Source organism: Streptomyces sp. T028 (assembly GCF_048159505.1).
Taxonomy (GTDB): Bacteria; Actinomycetota; Actinomycetes; order Streptomycetales; family Streptomycetaceae; genus Streptomyces.
The window spans coordinates 200,187-214,843 of sequence record NZ_JBLRVZ010000029.1; the positions used below are offsets into that span (position 1 = coordinate 200,187).

The 14,657-nt window shown below is 72.6% G+C and carries 11 protein-coding genes; 6 read left to right on the forward strand and 5 right to left on the reverse strand.

The annotated features are described in order from the left end of the window. The first annotated feature begins 61 nt into the window (after positions 1-61). Positions 62-424, forward strand: a complete 363-nt coding sequence (locus ACLZN2_RS27630; protein ID WP_416981876.1) for a hypothetical protein — start codon at positions 62-64, stop codon at positions 422-424. Positions 425-431: 7 nt separating this feature from the next. Here ACLZN2_RS27630 and ACLZN2_RS27635 read toward each other — a convergent pair whose 3' ends face one another. Both ACLZN2_RS27635 and ACLZN2_RS27640 read right to left on the reverse strand, forming a co-directional pair. After that, positions 432-2,147: a CHAT domain-containing protein gene (locus tag ACLZN2_RS27635; RefSeq protein WP_416981877.1), complete on the reverse strand. Its 1,716-nt coding sequence runs from the start codon at positions 2,145-2,147 to the stop codon at positions 432-434. Positions 2,148-2,174: 27 nt separating this feature from the next. Next, positions 2,175-3,491 (reverse strand): CHAT domain-containing protein, encoded by a 1,317-nt coding sequence (locus tag ACLZN2_RS27640; RefSeq protein ID WP_416981878.1) that lies wholly within the window; start codon positions 3,489-3,491, stop codon positions 2,175-2,177. Positions 3,492-3,603: 112 nt separating this feature from the next. On the opposite strand from ACLZN2_RS27640, the gene ACLZN2_RS27645 reads away from it, so the two are divergent. Both ACLZN2_RS27645 and ACLZN2_RS27650 read left to right on the forward strand, forming a co-directional pair. Next, positions 3,604-5,841, forward strand: coding sequence for a hypothetical protein (locus ACLZN2_RS27645; RefSeq protein ID WP_416981880.1), 2,238 nt, complete (start codon positions 3,604-3,606; stop codon positions 5,839-5,841). After that, complete coding sequence (locus ACLZN2_RS27650; protein WP_416981882.1) at positions 5,841-8,657, forward strand: CHAT domain-containing protein; 2,817 nt, start codon at positions 5,841-5,843, stop codon at positions 8,655-8,657. Before ACLZN2_RS27645 ends, ACLZN2_RS27650 begins: the two co-directional genes overlap by 1 nt. Before the next feature lie 150 nt (positions 8,658-8,807). Here ACLZN2_RS27650 and ACLZN2_RS27655 read toward each other — a convergent pair whose 3' ends face one another. Both ACLZN2_RS27655 and ACLZN2_RS27660 read right to left on the reverse strand, forming a co-directional pair. Then, positions 8,808-10,193, reverse strand: a complete 1,386-nt coding sequence (locus tag ACLZN2_RS27655; protein WP_416981884.1) for an MFS transporter — start codon at positions 10,191-10,193, stop codon at positions 8,808-8,810. A 286-nt stretch (positions 10,194-10,479) separates the two neighbouring features. Next, complete coding sequence (locus ACLZN2_RS27660) at positions 10,480-11,241, reverse strand: SDR family NAD(P)-dependent oxidoreductase (protein ID WP_416981885.1); 762 nt, start codon at positions 11,239-11,241, stop codon at positions 10,480-10,482. Between the two features lie 169 nt (positions 11,242-11,410). Between ACLZN2_RS27660 and ACLZN2_RS27665 the strand changes: the two genes are divergently transcribed. Both ACLZN2_RS27665 and ACLZN2_RS27670 read left to right on the forward strand, forming a co-directional pair. Then, on the forward strand, positions 11,411-11,989 hold the full coding sequence (locus ACLZN2_RS27665) for a TetR/AcrR family transcriptional regulator (protein WP_416981886.1): 579 nt from the start codon (positions 11,411-11,413) through the stop codon (positions 11,987-11,989). 33 nt (positions 11,990-12,022) lie between these two features. After that, on the forward strand, positions 12,023-12,181 hold the full coding sequence (locus ACLZN2_RS27670) for a hypothetical protein (RefSeq protein ID WP_416981887.1): 159 nt from the start codon (positions 12,023-12,025) through the stop codon (positions 12,179-12,181). A gap of 295 nt (positions 12,182-12,476) precedes the next feature. On the opposite strand, the gene ACLZN2_RS27675 is transcribed toward ACLZN2_RS27670, so the two are convergent. Next, positions 12,477-12,914 (reverse strand): DUF6192 family protein, encoded by a 438-nt coding sequence (locus ACLZN2_RS27675; RefSeq protein ID WP_416981888.1) that lies wholly within the window; start codon positions 12,912-12,914, stop codon positions 12,477-12,479. Between the two features lie 401 nt (positions 12,915-13,315). On the opposite strand from ACLZN2_RS27675, the gene ACLZN2_RS27680 reads away from it, so the two are divergent. Then, positions 13,316-14,617: an IS110 family transposase gene (locus ACLZN2_RS27680; protein ID WP_416981889.1), complete on the forward strand. Its 1,302-nt coding sequence runs from the start codon at positions 13,316-13,318 to the stop codon at positions 14,615-14,617. The last annotated feature ends 40 nt before the right edge of the window (positions 14,618-14,657 follow it).

A 14,657-nucleotide genomic window follows, 5' to 3' on the forward strand; every position in this document is an offset into this window, starting at 1 on the left:
GGAAAGTCAGGCACCATGGACGGAACGGAACGTGAGTCAGTATGCACCGGAGGGAGCCGGCATGGGGGAGTCTCGAACGCCCGGGGGCCCGCTGTCGTGGGCCGACGTGTGTCTGCGCAAGGACCGGCTGCGTCAGCGGGCGAAGGAGAGCGGCCTGCTCCCCGCCTGGCGCGAACTCGACCGGGCGTCGCGGGAACAGCGGGACACCCTGCGGGAGTGGACCGCGCTGTGGGAGGCCGTCGATGCCCACCGCGTACTGGCCGGGGGCTACGTCGTGCGCACGGAGGGCGAGGACGCCGCCTCGACGGTGGCGTACGGCTGCCCGACCGCTCGGGAGTGCGGACGGCGGGTGATCGCCGAACCGGCGGACCCGGCGCCCGAGTGCCGCCTCGCCCGGCAGGAGATGGCCCGGGAGGGGCGGTGACCGCGCCTCAGCGGCCGGCGACACGGGCTGACGGGTTGCCGTACACGGTGTAGGCGAGCCAGGTCGGGTCCCCGGCCTCATCCATGATCACGCGGCGGGCGAGCCGCGATGCCTCGCCGAGCGGGCTCCCCTCGGCCAGCGCCCGGTAGAAGGCGTCGGCGAAGTCCGCCGCCGAAGTCGAACGCACGTTCCAGAGGGAGCCGACGAACGCTCCGGCGCCCGCCTTGAGGAACTGTCCGGCCCAGCCCACGGTTCCCGTCAGCCCGCGGACCTCACCGCCGGTGCGACAGCCGTTGAAGAACACCAGGGGACTGTTGCGCCAGGCCCTGCTCAGCGCCGCCCGGTTGAGGGTGTCGGGGCGGAACTCCCCGCCGTTGAGCTCCACCGCGGGCCCGGTCTTCGCGTCGAACGCGTGGTGGCAGGCGAAGTGGAGTACGCCCGGTGGTTCCGGGAGCAGCAGCTGCCGCAGATCGTCCAGGTCCTCGACGACGCCCAGGTCCTGGGTACCGCTGAGATGGCCGCGTACGGCGGCGATCTCCCGTTCCGCATGTTCCGGCATCTTTCGGGACTGGACGAAGGCGATGCTCGTCGGGACGATCAGACGGGCCCTGGACTGGCCCGCGCTCCTGCGGACGACCGCCATACGTCCGGCGAGGAAACCGGCCTCGTGGCTCTGGTCCACCGCGTAGAGCAACTCCCATGGCACCGTGTCCAGTTCGCTGGCCACCGTGAAGGAAGTGATGCGGTCCAACTGGTTCCAGAAGGCGGTGCGCACAGTGGCGGGAATGACGCCCCACAGTCCTGAGCCGAGGTCCTTCAGCCGTTCCTGGACCAACGCCGGGCTGTCGAGGCGGTGCTCTCCGCGCGCCATCAGGCCGAGTTCGCTCACGAGCAGACCGACGGCCTCCGTCGGGTCGGCGCTCGGCAGGTCGGAGCGCTCCGGCCGGGGAAGGTCGTCGCCGAGCAGCCGGAACCGGTAGTGGTCCGCCTCCCGGGCGACTTCCAGGGTCACCTCACCGGGTTCGCAGAGCATCACGGGCAGGTCCGCGGTGACGACAGCCTCGCCGCCCGGCACGGACCGGCCGGCGGCGGACGTCTCGACGGCCACCTCGACCGTCAGCTCGCCGAGGAAGGTGCCGCCCCGGTGAGCGCGGACGAGCACCCGGTGCAGCCCCGCCTCGACGGCCCGGAACCCGAAGTGCGCAGGCTCGGAGTCCCCGGTCCCGGGCACCCGCAACTCCTGTTCGAGGTCTCCCTGGCAGAACAGGCCGGGCGCCGAGACGCTCACGGTCACGGTCGCTCCGTCGGGCGGCACGTCGAAGGGTTTCAGGGCCGCCGAGGGACCCGTCGGCGATGTGGCCAGCACCCGCACGTACAGCGGGAACCGCCGGTCCACCAGGACCACCTGTTGGGGCAGTACGGCCTCCAGCCGCCGGACCGGGCCCGGCTCGGCCGAGCGGTAGTCGCTGTGGTCGGCGGGACGTCTGCGGGCGATCTGCTCGCGCACCCAGGCACGCAGGTCGGCCTGCGCGGTCAGCGCCCGGCGCAGGGCGTTCTTGGCGGTGCCCGGCGCGAGGTCGAGCGCCCGGTCGAGGGCCGCGGCGCAGTCCCGGGCGGCGCTCGCGTCGGGGATCAGCCGGTACAGCCGCCGCCGGGCTTCCCGGGCCAGCACGCGCCAGTCGTCCTCGTCCATCCGTCCCGGCTCCATGCGTCCCGGCTCCATGCGTCCTCCCGGCCGTCGGCGGCCCGCTCAGATCCCGAAGTGGGCGAAGGCCGCCCAGCGGGAGATGTGTGCCTCGTCCCGCGCGTCCGGCTCGGTGAGCAGAAGGGTGTCGAGCAGCGCGTCCGCGGAGGTGGGCGAGAGCCGGCCCTCGTCGGCCGCCGTGTCCACGAACCGTGTCTTCTCCTCGTTGGAGGTGTCCCGCACCCAGATCTGGGCCTGGCGCAGGGCCTCCGCCGGTGGCGAGCCGGCCCTCCAGCAGTCGTAGAAGCGCGTCATCACCAAGGTGGTGGGCCAGTCGGGCACCGGCCACTGGGACGCGACCACTCCCGCGGCGCCGGCCTGGAGCAGGCCGGTGGGCAGAGCGACGACCTCGTCGGGCAGCCGCGTCCCGGGCACCGAGGTCTCGCACGACGACAGCACCGCCAGCCGCACCCGTAGATCGAGCCCCATCAGGTCGCGCAGCCGCAGCGTTTCGCCGTCCGCCAGCGACAGTCCGCTGTCCAGAGGGCTGCCGATGTCGGCGAAGCCGTGGCAGGCGAAGTGGACCACACCGGCAGCCGGAAGTTCCCGCAGGACGGCGGGGACCGTGGCCCGCGGACCGCGCAGCATCCGGTGCGCGCCGGGAAAGACGCCGGCCACGGCCTCTGCCTCCAGCGCCGTGAAGGACGTATGCCCGCCGCCGGCCGGCCGGTCGGGGTCGGCGACGACCAGCAGCCGGTCGGGGCCGCGCTCCTGTGCGATGCGGCGCGCGGCGGTGAGGGCGCGCGCGTTGGGGATGTAGCTGATCGTGGTGTGGTCCAGGGCCCACCGGCGTCCGGTCGGGGTACTGGCGTCCGGTGTCCAGGCCGCATGCAGGGGCAGCATTCCGAGCAGCCCGGCGGGGATGAGGGTGACGTGGTCGGCACCGGCCAGCTCTCCGTGCAGCAGCGGGCCCATCGCCGCGTCCCACAGCCACCGGGCGGTGCCGTCGAGGTCCGTGCCCCAGGCCGCGAACCCGGCGTCGGGGTTCGCGCGGAACTCGGCCCCCGAGACGGCCAGGCCGCCGACGCGACGGCGTACCTCCTCCGCCGAGAGGTCCTCCAGCCACACCGCGGTCACCTCGTCCCCGCGGACGATCAGTGCCAGGCCCCCGCCCTGCGCGGGGGAGAGGTAGCACAGGGGCTGCTGCCCCGCCGCCGCCGAAATGTCGTCGAAGGACGGTTCGGCGAGGAAGTCCCCGAAGCCGTCGAGGCGGCGGATCTCGTCGATGACGTCGTCCAACTCCTGGCGAGCCGCGCGCAGTTCGTCGAGGTCCAGGTCCTGGCGCCTGCCCTCGGGGAAAACGTCCTCTGTCGACTCCGCCACGTCTGTCATCGTATGGGCCCGTGACGGTGTGGGAAGTCTGAACCGGGTGAAGGAACTCGAAAGCGGGGCGGGACGGTACCGGCCGATGCTACGGCGAGGGGCGCGACGCGCGGTGCGAAGAGGGGCGGAGTGGGCCGCGCGGACCGTGGCAGCCGTCCGCCAGGACCTGTGGGAACGCCGGTGTCACCGGCTGCTGGACGCCTACGCCGCCGCGCCCTCCTGGGAGGACGGCCACCGGCTGCTCTCCCGGCACCCGGCGCTGCTCGGCGAGCGGGCGGACGTCCTGATCGGTGAGCTCGTCGAGGCCGCGGACCGGGCAGGCCTGCCCGAGACGGCGGAGCGGTACGCCTACTACCGGGGCGTACTGAGGCGGTATCGCGAGGTCGGCCCGGAGCGGGCACTGCGCGAGCTGACGGCCGACGAGGACGACGACGCCCTGATCGGCCTGGCCGAGCAGGCGAGGACAGCCCACGCGCGCTACCGCGACGAGGGCGGAGCCGACGCACTCGACGCGGCGGTGAGCGGCTACGAGGAGGTGCTGGCTCGTGCCGTCGCGGTGCCGACCCGGGCGGCGACACTGACCAACCTGGGCCTCGCGCTGCTGGACCGGGCCGAACGCGACGGCGGCGGCGGGGACACCGAGCGGGGTCTCGCCCTGCTGGAGGAGGCGGTCGTGCGGACGCCGCCGGGCAGCCCCGAGCGCAGGGACAGCACCGTCAACCTCGCGGGCGGGCTGCTGCACCGCCACCGCGTCGACGGCGACACCCGAGCGCTGGACCGGGCGCTGGCCCTGCTCGAACCGCTGGCCGGTGCCCTGCCGCCGGCGGGCTCCTTCGGCGAGCCGGGGGCCATGGAGCTGTGGCTCAACCTGGGAACGGCACGCCACTCCCGTTACACCACGTTCGGCGACCCGGCCGAACTCGAGGCGGCGATCGGGCACTTCCGGCACGCCGCCGAGGCAGCCGCGGCAGCCGGCGCGCAGCCCTCGTCCTCCGCACGCCTGCTGGGCAATCTCGCCGTCGCCCTGTCCGAGCGGTACCAGCGCACCGGGAAGCGGAACGACCTGGACGGGGCGCTGCACTGCGTCGAACAAGCGCTGGAGGCGACGTTAGGCGGTTCCCCGGAACGCCCCGCGCGGCTGGCTCTGCACGCCGTCCTGCTGCTGGACCGCCACGACGCCCTCGGACACCTCGCGGATCTCGACCTCGCCGTCGAGAAGTTCGCCGCCGCACTGCGCGAGACGCCCGAGAACTCTCCCGAACGCCCCCTGCGGGAGGGCGAATCCGGCGCCGTGCTGCTCGCCCGGTACCAGCGCACCGGCGAACTCGCCGACCTGGACGCGTCCGTGGCCCTGCTGCGGCGCGCGGTCCGAGGCCGCGTGTACGAAGCCGAGGACAAGGCCATCCTGTGGGGGCAGCTCGGTACCAGTCTGCGCGTCCGGGCCCGCAGGCGGCACGACGGGAACGACGCCGGGCAGGCCGTGGCGGCACTGCGGCGCGCGGTCACGCTCACCACCGGAACGCCCAACCGGGCGGTCGATCTCAACAACCTGGGCGGAGCGCTGCGTCTGCAGGCCGAACTCCTCGGCACACGCGGGCCGTTGACGGAGGCAGTCACGGCGTACCGCCGCGCCCTGGACATCCTGCCGGCCGGCTCGCCACGCCATACGGCCGTCCTCGGCAACCTGGGCACCGCGCTGCTCGCCCGTGCCGAACACACCCACGACGAGGCCGAACTGGACGAGGCGGTCCGCGCGCTCACCGCCGCGGTCACCGGCACCGACGAGGGATCGCCCGATCTGGCAGGCCGGTGGTGCAACCTGGGCCACGGGCTGCGGGCCCGTCACGAGCGCACGGGACGGGCGCGGGACGCCGAGGCCGCGACCGCCGCGTACCGCAGCAGCTGTTCCGGCACCGACCTCGCGGGCCCCGAGGTAGGACTCCTCGCCGGCCGCGCCTGGGGTCTGTGGGCGCACTCCAGGGGCGCCCACACCGAGGCGGTGGAGGCGTTCGGCCACGCGAGCGAGTCGGCCGAGCGGCTGATGCGCACCCAGTCGGGCCGGGAGGCGGTGGAGGTCTGGCTGGCGGAGTTCCTTGAGGTCCCGGCCCACGCGGCGCACGCCCTGGCCGCCACGGGCGGCCCGCGCGCCGCCGCGCTGCAGCTGGAACGCGGCCGCGCCCGGTCCCTGTCGCGAGCCTTGGAGCGTGGCCGTGCCCAACTCGGCCTCCTCACAACGGCCCGACCCGACCTCGCCGAGCGCTACCGCCGCGCCGCGACCCGCTTGACCGTGCTGGAGACGGCGGAACTGGCCGGCGTCCGTCCGGTCGCTGCCCGCGCCATGGAGACGTGATGCACGACGACCCCTCCGACCTGGATCCGCCCGCCCGACGGCTGTTTCTGGCCGTCGACGAGTTGTTGCGGCTCGCCCGGGCGTCGGACGACCGGACGCTCTGGGACCACGTTCTGGACGCCGCCGGCCTCATCGTCGGTCTGCCCGGCGTCCTCGAGGCCCGGTACGCCCCACTACGCCTTCTCGCGGTCACGGTTCACCTCGACAGCTGCGCCGCCACCGCGGACCGCGGGCGGCTGGACCTGGCGATCGAGTCGCTTCGACGGCTGCGAGCCCCAGGGGCCGACGACGAGGCGGACGCCCGCTGCGGGCTCGCCCTGGCGGTGCTCCTCAACGCGCGCCACGACCTGCTGTCCCCCGCACAGGGCGGTGAGGATCCGGCGGACCTCGACGAGGCGCTCGCCCAGCCCCTCCCCCCTCGCCACGCGGCGGCGACCGCTCTCAAGGGGCGGCTGCTGCGCATCCGCTTCGAACGGTACGGCGACACACGTGACCTCGATGCCGCCGTCGCGGCACTGAGAACCGCACGCGGTCTCGCGCCCGCCGACCCGGCGGCCCCCGACCGGCTGCTGGCCACCGCCACGCTCGGCGACGCCCTGCGCGCCCGGGGCGACTTCACCGCTTCGCTGGAGGACCTCGACGAGGCCGTCGACCTGCTCCGGGAAGTCACCCGGACACGGCGGGACAAGCTCGCGGACGCCCTGGCCGCCCTGGGCGTCGCCCTGCTGGCCCGTGCCCAGGCCGCCGACGGAGCCGCGGCGGAGCGCTCGGCGGCCGAGGCGGTTCAGGTGCTGGGGCAGGCGGTGGCGGACACCGACCCCGGTCACTGCGACCTGCCGCGTCGGCTCGCCCACCTCGGCGACGCGTTGCGCACACGGGCCGGTACCCGGCAGAACACGGACCCGGGCGTCGTACGGGATCTGCGCGCGGCCCTGGACTGCCACGAGAAGGCGCTCGCCCTCGCCGACGACGACCGGTGGCGGGCACAGACACTGGCGACGCTGGCCACCGTCCACGGCGACCTCGCCCGGCGCACCCCTGAACCGGCTCTGCTGGACACAGCGGTGAACGCCTGGCAGCGGGCCTACGACGAGACGCCCGCGGACGATCCCCGCCGCCCCTACACCCTGGGCAACCTGTGTCTGGAGCGCTGGCACCGTGCACGGTCCGCGGCCTTCGACGACGGTGGGCGGGAGGAGGAGTTCAGCGCCGCCGCGGCGGGCTGGCTCGGCATCGCCGACGACGTCCGCGCCCCCGTCGAGTGGCGTGCCCTCGCGGCCTTCCGTGCCGCGACGGCACTGCTGCGCCTGAGAGACGCGTCCGCCGCCGTGAACGCGGCGTCGAAGGCGGTCGACCTGCTGCCCCTGCTCGCTTCTCCCTCCAGGGGCCGCAAGGAGCAGGAGAAGACCCTCGCCGAATGGCGGCGACTGCCCGAGGACACGGCCCGCATCGCAGTCGAGACCGGCGATTCCCGCCGCGCCGTGGAACTCCTGGACCTGGGCCGCGCGGTGCTCTGGTCGCACCACGACGGTCTGCGGGACGATCTGGCCGAGCTCCGGGCGGCGGACCCCGAGCGGGCGGCGGCACTCGGCGAACTCCAGGCCACCGCCGGCCGGGCCCTGCACGGCGACGCCGCCACGCGACGGACCGGCGTCTTCCGTCGCCGACAGGAACTCGTCGACGAGATCAGGCGCGAGGTCCCCGGTTTCGCGCGGTACCTCATGCCCGCGCGCTACGACGATCTGCGCGGGGCGGCGGCCGAGGGGCCGGTCGTCGTCGTGTCCGCGGGACCGGACGGGGGTTTCGCCCTGGCGCTCACCGACGCGCGTGCCGCCCCTCTGACGACCGACCTGCCGGGCCTGACAACCGCCGAGACCGAGGCACACGCGCGGAGGCTGGTCACGGCATGGAACCTGGTGCGCCTGCAGCCCTCGTCCGCCGAAGGTCATGAGGCCCTCTCCGAGTGCCTCGACGACCTGCTGCCATGGCTGTGGGAGCGGCTCGCGGGACCCGTGCTCGACACGCTGCACATGCCGGTGCCCGCCGGGGGAGCGCTGCCGCGGCTGTGGTGGTCGCCGTGCGGGCCGCTCGCGGTCCTGCCCCTGCACGCCGCGGGGACACCCACCGCCGGCCGCTCGGTGCCCGACCGCGTCGTCTCGTCGTACACCCCGACGGTCGAGACCCTGCTCCGGCTGCGTCGTGCCCGGCGCGGGCGGCCCGCCACGGAGTCGCCCGCGCTGCTGCCGGTAGCCGTCCCGGGCGAGCCGGCGCTCCCGTACGCCGACGACGAGGTGCGCGCGGTCGCGGCCCGGCTCGGGCGCCACGCCTCGCCACCCCTGCTGGGTCCGTCGGCGACCGCCGGAGAGGTACTGCGGCGGCTGCCCCTGCACGACTGGGTGCACTTCGTCTGCCACGGTCTGCACCGTCCGGTCGACGCCTCGCAGGGCGGACTGCGCCTGTACGACCGCACGTTGACGGTACTCGAACTCGCCCGGGCCCGTGCCCGGCCAGGCGGCCTGGCCTATCTGTCGGTCTGCTGGGGAGCGCAGGGACACCGCGAGCTGCCGGGCGAGGCCGTCCATCCCGCGGCCGCCCTGCTGATCTCGGGGTACGAGCATGTGGTGTCCGCCGGCTGGACACTGGACGACGACTCGGCGTCCGAGGTCGCACAGGCCGTGTACGACCGCCTGACCGCGGGCCCCGGGACACCGTCGGCGTCCGGCACGGCCCGCGCGCTGCACCGTGCGGTCACCCGGTTGCGGCAAGCCGGCCACGAACCCCGAGTCTGGGCCCCGTACGTGCACTTCGGCCTCTGAGTGCCTGTTCCTGAGGCCGACATGACAGGGCTGCGGTTGTGATTGGTCGGTGAACGGCTCGTTGGATCTGGCCGCCTGGCCCGTGGGCGGGCGGACGGCGGCGAGCCGGCTTCCCACGATGGTGGGGAAGCCGGCTCGCCGGGTGGTGCTTCAGTTGGTTTTGGCGGGGGCCGGTCGGTGGGAGCGCAGGATGAGGGCTGCCAGGGTGGAGGCCAGGAGCGTGAATGCTGCGGTGGTCAGGAATGCGGCGCGGGCTCCGGGGACGAACTGGCCGGGGACGGCTCCGGCGGCGTAGACCGAGACGATGACGGCGAGTCCGATGGCGCCGCCCAGCTGCTGGACCGTCTGGAGCAGGCCGGAGGCCGATCCGGCGTGCTGCGGCTCGACCCCGCCCATCACCAGGGAGGCGGCCGGCATGAAGGTCAGTCCGGCCGAGATGCCGTTGATCAGCAGGGGGCCGAGGACCGCGGTGACGTAGCCGCTGGTCGTGTCGATGTTGCTGAGCCAGACGTAGCTGGCGGTCAGGCCGAGGGTGCCGGTGATCAGCAGCGGCCTCTGTCCGAAGCGGGCCACCAGCTTGGGGGCGGTGCGTGCCATGGCGAAGATGCCCAGCGTCATCGGCAAGAACGCGGCACCGGCAGCGATGGGGCCGAAGTGCAGTTCCCCCTGGACGTACTGCACGACCAGGAAGAACGTGGCGATCTGGGAGCCGAAGACCAGGGTCGTCACGGCGAGAGCCCCGAGGCGGCGTCGGTCGCGCAGCAGGGCGGGCACCAGCATCGGGTGGGCGACGCGGCGTTCGGTCATGGCCAGAGTGGCGAGGAGCACGACGCCGACTGTGAGAGAGCCGATGGTCTGGGCGGAGGTCCAGCCGTGCTCGGGTGCGCCGATCAGTGCCCAGACGATTGCCACGGCCGCGCCGGTGGCGCTCAGTGCGCCGATGAGGTCGAAGCGGCCGGGGTTGCGCGGGGTTTCGGTGACGAAGCGCGGGGCGAGGGCGAGCACGGCGATGCCGATGGGGACGTTGATGAACAGGGTCCAGCGCCAGGAGCCGACTTCGGTGACCACGCCGCCGAGGAGGAGGCCGAGGGTGCTGCCGCCGATGCCGACGGCGGCGAACAGGGCCAGGGCCCGGTTGCGTGCAGCGTCGTCGCGGGCGCTGGTGGTGACCAGGGCGAGCACGCCGGGTGCGGCGAGGGCCGCTCCGATGCCCTGCGCCGCGCGGGCGGCGATCAGCAGGGTGGCGCTCTGGGCGAAGCCGCCGAGCAGGGAGGAGGCGGTGAAGATGCTCAGGCCGATGAGGAAGACGCGCCGTCGGCCGTAGGTGTCTCCGAGCCGGCCGCCGGTCAGCATCAGGCCGCCGAAGGCGAGGGTGTAGGCGTTGACGATCCAGGACAGGGAGGACGGGCCGAGGCCGAGACCGGTGCCGATGCCGGGCAGGGCCACGTTGACGATGGTGCCGTCGAGGGTGAGCATCAGCTGCCCGACGAGCACGATCATGATGCCGAACGCCGCGCGGCGGCTGCTGCGCTGCAAAGTGGCAGGCGATTGGGCGGACGAAGTCGGCGGTATGGCGGCAGGGATGCGCTGCGTTGTGGACATGGCGGGGTCCTGTTCTGGCCTTCGGAGGCCGACAGAGTGTGAGCGGTGTGCGGGGCGGCCTCGGGCCTGGCCCCGGAAGGGAGGGTGGGGGTGGTGATCGCGGGCGTTTGCGGGCCGGCGGGAGGGACCCGGTCGAAACCGGGCCCGGGAAAGGGATGGCGGCCGGGGTGACGCGCGCCCGGCGGGCCTGGTTGCCGGGCGCGCGTCACGGCTTGGCTGCTCAGACCTGGGCCATGCCGCCGTCGGCGAAGAGTTCGACGCCGGTGATGAAGCTGGAGGCGTCGCTGGAGAGGAAGGCCGCGGCCTTGCCCATCTCGCGGGGGTCGGCGATCCGGCCGGTGGGGTTGCCCTCGCCCATCTTCTGGACCGCGGCGGCAACGGCGTCGGCGCCCTGCGCCATGGCGAGGGCGCGGCGCAGGGATTCGGTGTCCACGGCGCCGGGGCTGAGGACGTTCATGCGGATGCCGGTGCCCTTGATGTCCTGGATCCAGGACCGGATGAAGGCGCGTACCGCGGCCTTGGCGCCGCCGTACAGGCCCATGCCGGCCGGGGGCTGGATGGAGGCGGTCGAGCCGATGATGACGACCGTGCCGCCGGGCGGCAGCAGCGGGATCGCCGGCTGGAGGGTGAACAGGACGCCCTTGGCGTTGACGTTGAAGGTCTTCTCGAACTGTTCCTCGGTGATCGCGCCGAGTGGGGCGTGGGCGCCGATGCCGGCGTTGGCCACCACCGCGTCGAGGCGTCCGTGGCGCGCGATGACCTCCTGGTACATCGCCTCCATGTCCGCGAGCCGGGTGACGTCGGCGACGATGCCCGAACAGTTCGGGCCGACCGTGGCGACCGCCTCGTCCAGCGGCTTCTGCTGCAGGTCGGTGATGACCACGCGGGCGCCCTGGTCCACGAATTCCTGGGCGATTCCCAGGCCGACGCCGGACGCGCCGCCGGTGACCACGGCGACCTTGCCTTCGAGTGGGAGGCTCATCGTTTTCTCCTTGCGGTTGAGTGTGCCCGCACCCTGCGGACGGCGGCGGAATGTGCTCTACACTCGGAACTGGAGGCGCCGCCGCTTCCTCGACTATAAGTGGAGGTGTCGCCACTTAGCAAGATGTGGAGGCGTCTCCACTTAATTCCGATGAGGAAGGGGCCCTTACGTGACCACAGACACCGGGCGACCGCTGCGGGCCGACGCGCGGCGCAACCGCGAGAAGATTCTTTCCGCGGCCGTGCGCGTCTTCGCCGAAGAAGGGCTGGAGGCGCACCTCGAGCGCATCGCCAAGGAAGCGGGCGTAGGCTCCGGCACCCTCTACCGCAACTTCCCCACCCGCGAGGCGCTGATCGAGGCCGCCTACCGCAACGAACTGACCCGGCTGTGCGACGCCGCCCCCGGCCTCCTGGCGGCCATGCCGCCGCACGAGGCGCTTCGCGCCTGGATGGGGCGCTTCATCGACTACGCCACCGCGAAACTGGGGATGGCCGAGGCCCTGCGCGCCGTCGTCGACTCCGGCGTCAACCCCTACGACCACAGCCGTGAGCTGATCATGAACGCCCTCACCTCGCTCATGGACGCCGCGACCGCAGCCGGGACCATCCGGTCGGACGTCAGCCCGGCCGTCATGTTTGCGGCCCTCACCGGTGTCGCCCTCGCCTCGGGAAAACCCGAGGAACGCGAACAGGCCGAACGCCTCCTCGACCTCACCCTCGACGGACTCAGGTACGGCACGGCGGACTGATGCCACCCCGGAAGTGCCGACGGGCTCGCCTCCGTGCGAGCCCGCGGCCGGGCCGGCGCGCGCTGGCCGAAGCTCACCGAGGACGAGGCCGCGCTCGCCAAACGGCTCTACGACGATCGGGAGGAAACCGTCCAGCAGACCGCTGACATGTTCGGCGTGCTCCCGGTCGACGGTCTACGACACCTCGACTAGACCAAGATAGTGCTTAGCCGGCCGAAGAAAACGGCGGTCACGAACCCTGACCGCCGGTCGTTTGCGGCTGGCGGTCAGGGTTCTCACCGGCAGCAGCCCGATCTGGGGTAGCGACCGGTTGAACGGCCCTCAGGATCACGGGAGTTCATGGCAGAGTGGGCGGTGTGGATCTGCGCGTGGGTGCGTTCGGTGGCGGCCATGAGCTGGGTGATGGTCAGTCCGGCGGGGCGGGCCTCTTGCAGGGCGCTGAGGATCGCTTCGGCGTGGACGTGAGCGGGGACTCCCGCCCCATCGCCTACTCACCCGAGCCCTTCGGCAGCTTCTGGAACTGCTCGTCCAGGTCGACCTCGCCGCGGGTGACGGCGTTCTCGATCCAGTCGGCCGCGGCGCGCACCCGTGCCAGGCCTCGGCCGATGGTGTCGCGTTCGGCGTCGTCGTAGTGCTCCCCTTTCAGGTTCGGCACGATTCTGCCGACCGTGGTGACGAACTGTGAGCTGTGTTCCATGCGTTGCAGCTGCGGGGCCGCCTCCTGGTGCACGAATTGGGCCTGCTGGCGGAATCGGTCGAACTGGGCTTCGTTTACTGCGTGCCTGGCCGTGTCGTCGGCCATTGCCTTGGAGGCGACCGCGGGACGGCGCAGGAAGTCGGTGGTCACCACGGACGCGACCGCGTCGTCGCATACGTCCCCCGATTGCGAGTTGTCGCCAATCCCTGCCTCATAGTGTGGCGACATGCGGCTGCCGACGGCAGCCCGTCGGCACAACTTGCCGAGTGGGCAGGGGAACCGGCAGTCGAGCGTCCAAATGCGGGCGCGGACTGCCGATCCCAGGGCGTGCCGTGATCAATGCCAGAGCCAGAGCAGATCCACTTGGCATTGGCAGGTCAGGATCAGACACAGTTGCCGTATCCCTTCTCGTGACGCCTTGCCAGGCGTGAAAATTGGGTCGGCGGCTGTCCGTTGACGTCGGCAGAAACTTGGGGGAGCGATCCCGCGACACAGTCTGGCGCCGGAGCCGGCCCGAGGGGCCATGCACTGTTGCCTTCCAGCACGCCGTTCAGCTTTCCGACGTCCCCTCCCGCTCCACGGGCAGCCGCCGCCCTGGTCTGTCCGTTCGAGGAAGCGAGGTGAGGGCGGTGCCGGAGCCGGAGGAGCTCGGCAGGACCGAGGACCTGGTGGAGCGGGTCGCGGCGATCGACGTCGCGAAGGCGTCGGGGATGGTGTGCATGCGCCTGCCCCATGACAGCCGTGCCGGGCGGCGGGTGCAGGAGGTGTGGAACGTCCCGGCGACCACCGCGGCGATCCTGGAGCTGGGCGACCGCTTGGTGTGCCAGGGCGTCACGCGGGTGGTCATGGAGGCGACCGGCGCGTACTGGAAGCCGTACTTCTTCCTGCTGGAGGCCCGCGGGCTGGAGTGCTGGCTGGTCAACGCCCGTGACGTGAAGAACGTCCCGGGCCGGCCCAAGACAGACAAGCTGGACGCGGTCTGGCTGGCCAAGCTGACCGAACGCGGCATGCTCAGGCCGTCGTTCGTACCGCCGAAGCCGGTGCGGCAGCTGCGCGACCTGACCCGGCTGCGGACGGTCCTCAACCAGGAACGCGCCCGGCACAAGCAGCGCGTCGAGAAGATCCTGGAGGATGCCCAGATCAAGCTGACGAGCGTGCTCACCGATCTGTTCGGGGTCTCGGGGCGGGCCATGCTCTTTGCGCTCATCGCCGGCGAGCGCGACCCCCGGGCCCTGGCCGACCTCGCCCGCGGCAACCTGGTCCGTAAGAAAGCGGCCCTCGTCGAGGCCCTGACCGGGCAGTTCGAGGATCACCACGGCTTTCTCTGCCAGACGCTGCTGGACAGCGTCGACCATCTCACCGCGCAGATCGCCCGGCTCACCGACCAGATCGCCGCCGCCGTCCAGCAGCTGCCCGGTCCGGAGGGCTCCTCACGTCCGGGGCCGTCACTGGTCGAACGCCTCGACGCCATTGCGGGCGTCGGCATCACGACCGCCCACGTCCTGCTGGCCGAACTCGGCCCGGACATGGGCGTGTTCCCCACCTCCGATCACCTCGCCAGCTGGGCCAAACTCACCCCGAGAACCACCCAGTCCGGCGCCAAACGCGGCGCCAGTCCCACCGGAAAGGGCAACCCCTGGCTCAAGGGAGCCCTCGGCGAAGCCGCCACCGCCGCCTCGCGCACCGATACCTTCCTCGGCGCCCGCTACAGACGCATCGTCAAACGCCGCGGCCGCAAGAAGGCCCTGGTCGCCGTCGCCCGCTCGATCCTCGTCATCGCCTGGCACCTGATCAACGACCCCGACACCGAGTACCAGGACCTCGGCTCCGACTTCCACCAGCGCCTCATCGACCCGGCCCGCCGCACCCGCGACCTGGTCCGCCAGCTCAAGGCGCTCGGCCACGACGTCACCCTCGCACCCGCCAGCTGACGAGCGCCTGCTCTCCTCAAGCTCTGGCCAACGAACGCAT

Coding starts and splice junctions, on each gene's coding strand:
- ACLZN2_RS27675 (WP_416981888.1), bottom strand. CDS start 12,914: ATGTCGCCACACTATGAGGCAGGGATTGGCGACAACTCGCAATCGGGG.
- ACLZN2_RS27660 (WP_416981885.1), bottom strand. CDS start 11,241: ATGAGCCTCCCACTCGAAGGCAAGGTCGCCGTGGTCACCGGCGGCGCG.
- ACLZN2_RS27630 (WP_416981876.1), top strand. CDS start 62: ATGGGGGAGTCTCGAACGCCCGGGGGCCCGCTGTCGTGGGCCGACGTG.
- ACLZN2_RS27635 (WP_416981877.1), bottom strand. CDS start 2,147: ATGGAGCCGGGACGCATGGAGCCGGGACGGATGGACGAGGACGACTGG.
- ACLZN2_RS27650 (WP_416981882.1), top strand. CDS start 5,841: ATGCACGACGACCCCTCCGACCTGGATCCGCCCGCCCGACGGCTGTTT.